This is a genomic window from Acidobacteriota bacterium (genome assembly GCA_016208495.1).
GTDB lineage: Bacteria > Acidobacteriota > Blastocatellia > Chloracidobacteriales > Chloracidobacteriaceae > JACQXX01.
The window spans coordinates 1-4853 of record JACQXX010000029.1 but is presented as its reverse complement, the minus strand read 5'-3'; the positions used below and the strand labels follow the sequence as shown (position 1 = coordinate 4853).

Here is a 4853-nt window from a genome sequence, read left to right as displayed (position 1 = left end):
CCCGAACCCTGAACCCCGAACCCTGAACCCCGAACCCTAAAAAAACCAGTGTCAAGCAATCCTGAACTCCCAAATCCCCAAACCCGTGTCTGTCATAACTGCCATCAGTTGACACCAAATGCGGTTCCACGATGCCTCGAATGCGGTGCGGTGAATCCTGAATTTCTTGAAGAACAGGAAATCAACCGCTTCATTCGGGCTTTCTTTTTTCGGAAGGCGCTGTTTTCCTACATTTTTCTCGCCATCAATCTTCTGATTTTTGTGCTGATGATGTTTGCCGGGAGTACCACCGACCCGGCAGTGTTAATGGCGTTTGGGGCAAAGCAAAATGACCTGATTCGCAACGGGGAATACTGGCGGCTGGTCACACCGATGTTTCTGCACATTGGGCTCATTCATTTGGGGTTTAACTGCTATGCGCTCTGGACACTGGGGCCGCGCCTTGAATCACTCTATGGATCTGCCCGGTTTGTCGTGATTTATATTTTCACCGGGATCTTCAGTATTTTCGCCAGTTATGTGGCCAGCCCCAATCCCAGCGCCGGGGCTTCGGGGGCACTGTTCGGGTTGTTTGGAACGCTCTATGTTTTTGCCCTCAGGTATCCAAACGTCATTCCGCCTTTGCTGCGCAAAAACATGCTCAGTTCGCTTAATTCCTTGTTGTTGATCAATCTGGTGCTCACTTTTATCTTGCCCGTGTCGGCCTCGGCCCATATCGGTGGGCTGGTTGCCGGTGGGCTGGCCGGGTGGCTGATTCCGTATTCGCCGCCACGAGAGCAAAAAACGCCCGCGGGTTGGATCATCGGGCAGGTGGTGGCGCTGGCACTGGTAATTGCTTCATTTGGTGTGCTGGTCTGGCGGTACGATGGCCCACGGTTGTCGCTGCACCAGTTTCGGGCTGGATCGAGTCTCTGGTTTAGCGAAGATTCCAGCGGACCAGTGAGTCAGTTTGTGGAAGCAATCAATACTTCGGAAAAGACATTTAAGGACATTCGCACCCGGTTTGAAACTGAAGAATTGACGCCACCGGTTCGTGAGCAATGCAAAGCCAAAAATCGCGAGGCCCAGGCGGTTCTGGCAAAATCTCCGCGGCTTGAGTCTGAATCAGATCGGATTAAGCAGGAATTGATGGCCATTTTGAAAGAGCAGGAGCAATGGCTTGAGTCGGGAGTTGACCCGGCTCAGGCCGACCGGCTGAATCAGAAATTTGAGCACTATGACCAGAACTGCCGCCGATGGGTCGAAACAACTGGGAAACGATTCAGTTTGGTAGTTGACGAAGAAGCCAACAAATAGCTTAATTCAAGTGTCAGTTGCCCCACGCCGGTTTCTCTTTTCTTCCATAGCCTTTCAGAAAAAGATTCCTGCTCAGAGTAACGCCTTCAGGCGTGAGGTTTGCCAGGTGGCACGAATGATAAAATCCTCTCGTCTAAAGACGATACTCTGAACATTTTTCTGAAATGCTATATATCTTCCAGGCCTGTGACCTTGAGTGAGGTTTTTTTATGCCGCGACCACGTTCCCGTAAGACCGATACCCTGGATAACGCTGCTCAGGCGGTTGAATCCCAGGCTGCACCACAATTTGTCGTTACCGAACCAGAAGCTATCGCCGCGGTTGAAACGCTTTCGGCAGCCAACGCACCAGCGGCCAAACGGACACGAGCGAAAACACCAATTCTTGAGCCGGTACCAGCGGTCCCTGAACCACAGGTTGTGGCTCCACTTAAATCAGCGAAACCCAGGGCACGGAAGGGGATTTCCTCGACCACGGAGGTTGCCGCGAAGAAACAATCGCTTCGGGTTGTCAAAAAAGATGAACCCGTGGTGGAAGCTCCGGAAAAACCTGCCAAAAGACGTGTTTCGCGAGCCAGGCGCATCAAAGTTGAAGTTGAACCCGACTCACCGCCACCAACCCTGATTGAGCATTTGAAAGAGCTGGCGCTGACGCCGCTCCATCGTGAAGCCACCCGAGGATTGCTCTCAACGCTGCTTGACCCGATGGTGTCACCAGCCGTTGAGCGACGGATTCGGCAGGTGCCGTCAGAATTGAATGAATATGGGTTTGACGCCTGGGGGCTCAACCCCATGAATGCGCGCTACGGCTATACTGTATTTAACTGGCTGTATAATCACTATTTTCGAGTGACTACTCATGGCATCGAGAACATCCCACCCGGAAGAGTGCTCCTGATTTCCAATCACAGCGGGCAATTACCGATTGATGGGGTCATGATCGGAGTGGCTCTGTTGATGGAAGGTAAGCCGCCACGGATGCCACGAGCGATGGTTGAGCGCTGGTTTACAACATTGCCAGTCATTGGAAATTTCCTTACCCGTCATGGCGGTATTGTCGGTGATCCGCTCAACTGTAAGCGCCTGCTTGAAAGGGGAGAAGCCATCACCGTATTTCCGGAAGGCATCCGTGGTTCGGGCAAGCTTTGGAAAGATCGGTATAAATTGATGCAGTTTGGGCTTGGGTTTATGCGGCTGGCGCTGGAGACCAAAACCCCGATTGTGCCGGTGGGCGTGATTGGCGGCGAAGAACAGGCGCCGAGCTTTGTGGATGTCAAACCGCTGGCGAACTTGCTGGGGCTGCCGTATTTTCCAATTACTCCGACCTTTCCCTGGCTTGGGGCACTCGGCGTGGTGCCGTATCCGACTAAATATTCAATCTATTTCGGGAAACCGCTCCATTTCCGAGGCGACCCTGACGATTGGGATGAAGTGATTCAAAAGAAAGTGGATGTGGTCAAAGATGCCATTCGCGGACTGCTCGACCGTGGCCTGGAAGAACGCGAAAGCATCTTTTGATTGCGGTAGAAGTTCAGAGCCCCGTCTTCAGAAGTACCCACAAGGGGGAGGTCCTTATGTCAACACCAGCCAATCCGTTATACCAGGATGAAATTTACTATCCGGAAAGTGATGGTCTTCCGATGGCTGATAACACCCAACAGTTTGAATGGATTGTGACGGTGAAAGAGGGTCTGGATGTGATGCTGCCCAATGATTTTGTCGGCGGCAATATCTTCTGGTATCCGATTGAGAAAATGTCGTCGACCAAACAGTCACCGGATATTTTGGTTGCATTGGGACGGCCAAAAGGAAACCGCAGTTCTTATAAGCAGTGGGAAGAAGGTGGCGTCGCCCCCCAGATTGTGTTTGAAATCCTTTCACCAGGCAATTCTTATGAAGAGATGCGAGCCAAGGAAGAGTTCTATGAACACCACGGCGTTGAGGAATATTATATCTACTCGCCCCAGACCAATACTTTGTTCGGATGGGAGCGGGTCAATCAGCGCCTCCAAAAAATCAATCTGATGCAGGGATGGGTGAGCCCACGATTGGGGATTCGTTTTGAGAGAACCCCAGAGACACTTCATATTTATCGGCCTGACGGAGAAAGATTCCTGACGTTTGCTGAACTTGATATTGAACGCCGCCGTGAACGAGCTGAGAAAGAACGTGAACGAGCTGAAAAAGAAGCGGCTCAGGCGGTAATCCGAGAGCAACAAGTAGCAATCGAACGGCTGAAACAGCAGCTTCGGGAACTTGGTCACAACCCGGATTGAGCTTGTGAATCTTCCAGCCCCAAGCGCTAGAAACCAGGGCTGAAAATACCAGGGCTGAGGGCTTGGGGCTGAAGAAAACGGGTTCAATACCCTGAGCCCGATGTTTTCAGCCCAATGTCTTCAGCCCGTTTTCTTCAACCCGACTTCTTCAGCCCGATGTCTTCCGCCCCAGACAGATTTCCTGGGTTTTCCTTAGCGTGCCAATCGTGTATGCTCTGCTGGCTTCCTGAGTGCCTACATTCCCAGCACATTATCCAATTACCAGTTACGAATGATGAATGATGAATTGCGGAAGGATATCTCATTGTATTACAGATACTTAACTTTCCTCATAATTCATAATTCATAATTCATAATTCATCACAGGCGGTATCTTTTCATGACCTGGTTTAAGCGCAAGAAAAAAGCAACTGAAGACCTGCCCGCAGCGGCTGAACGCACCGTGAAAACTGAAGGGCTCTTTGTCAAATGCCCAAAATGCAACACGACGATCTTCAAAAAGGATTTGATGGCCAACTGGAATGTCTGTTCGCATTGTCGGCATCACATGAAGCTCTCAGCCCGGTATCGGTTAGAGATGATGTTTGACGAGGGGAGCTATGAACTTTTTGACGAGAATGTGCTTTCAACCGACCCGCTAAATTTTGTTGATACCAAGCCCTACAAAGACCGACTGGCCTCCACACGGGCGGCCACTGGTTACAACGAAGCGGTGCTCAATGCCGAAGGGAAGGTCAATGGATTCCCCGTCGTGATGAGTGTGATGGTGTATGAGTTCATCGGCGGAAGCATGGGGGCGGTTGTAGGCGAGAAAATCACACGGGCTATCGAGCGGGCAATTGCTAAACGCTGTCCGATTGTGATTACTTCGGCATCAGGCGGTGCCCGAATGATGGAAGGAACGCTCAGTTTGATGCAAATGGCCAAAATCAGTGCCGCACTGGCCCGGCTTGATGACGCCAAATTGCCGTTTATTTCAATCCTGACCGATCCGACAACCGGGGGAGTGACGGCGAGCTACGCGATGCTCGGCGATTTGAATATTGCTGAACCAGGTGCGTTGATTGGATTTGCCGGACCGCGAGTGATTGAACAAACCATTCGCCAAAAATTGCCGCCGGGGTTTCAAACCTCTGAATTTTTGCTTGACCATGGGATGCTGGATGCAGTCGTTGATCGGGTTGAATTGCGAAATTATATCATTCAGGCACTTGAATTTATGATGCCAGCCGCACAACTGAAGGGATGAGGGATGAAGATGAAGGATGAAGGATGAGGGATG

At 51.1% G+C, this 4853-nt stretch carries 4 protein-coding genes; all 4 read left to right on the top strand.

Going from position 1 to position 4853, the window contains the following annotated elements:
* Positions 1-48: 48 nt before the first annotated feature.
* Entirely contained in the window at positions 49-1296 is a 1248-nt protein-coding gene (locus HY774_05295) for a rhomboid family intramembrane serine protease (GenBank protein MBI4747880.1), read from the top strand.
* A 704-nt stretch (positions 1297-2000) separates the two neighbouring features.
* Positions 2001-2813, top strand: coding sequence for an acyltransferase family protein (locus HY774_05290; protein MBI4747879.1), 813 nt, complete (start codon positions 2001-2003; stop codon positions 2811-2813).
* Positions 2814-2869: 56 nt separating this feature from the next.
* Complete coding sequence (locus HY774_05285; protein MBI4747878.1) at positions 2870-3571, top strand: Uma2 family endonuclease; 702 nt, start codon at positions 2870-2872, stop codon at positions 3569-3571.
* Between the two features lie 379 nt (positions 3572-3950).
* Positions 3951-4820 carry an acetyl-CoA carboxylase carboxyltransferase subunit beta gene (locus tag HY774_05280; protein ID MBI4747877.1) on the top strand — a complete coding sequence of 290 codons (870 nt, stop codon included), beginning with the start codon at positions 3951-3953 and terminating at the stop codon, positions 4818-4820.
* Positions 4821-4853: the final 33 nt, after the last annotated feature.

Bases quoted from the DNA above. Each gene is read 5' to 3' on its own strand.
- HY774_05290 (MBI4747879.1), top strand. From the start codon at position 2,001: ATGGTGTCACCAGCCGTTGAGCGACGGATTCGGCAGGTGCCGTCAGAA.
- HY774_05280 (MBI4747877.1), top strand. From the start codon at position 3,951: ATGACCTGGTTTAAGCGCAAGAAAAAAGCAACTGAAGACCTGCCCGCA.
- HY774_05285 (MBI4747878.1), top strand. From the start codon at position 2,870: ATGTCAACACCAGCCAATCCGTTATACCAGGATGAAATTTACTATCCG.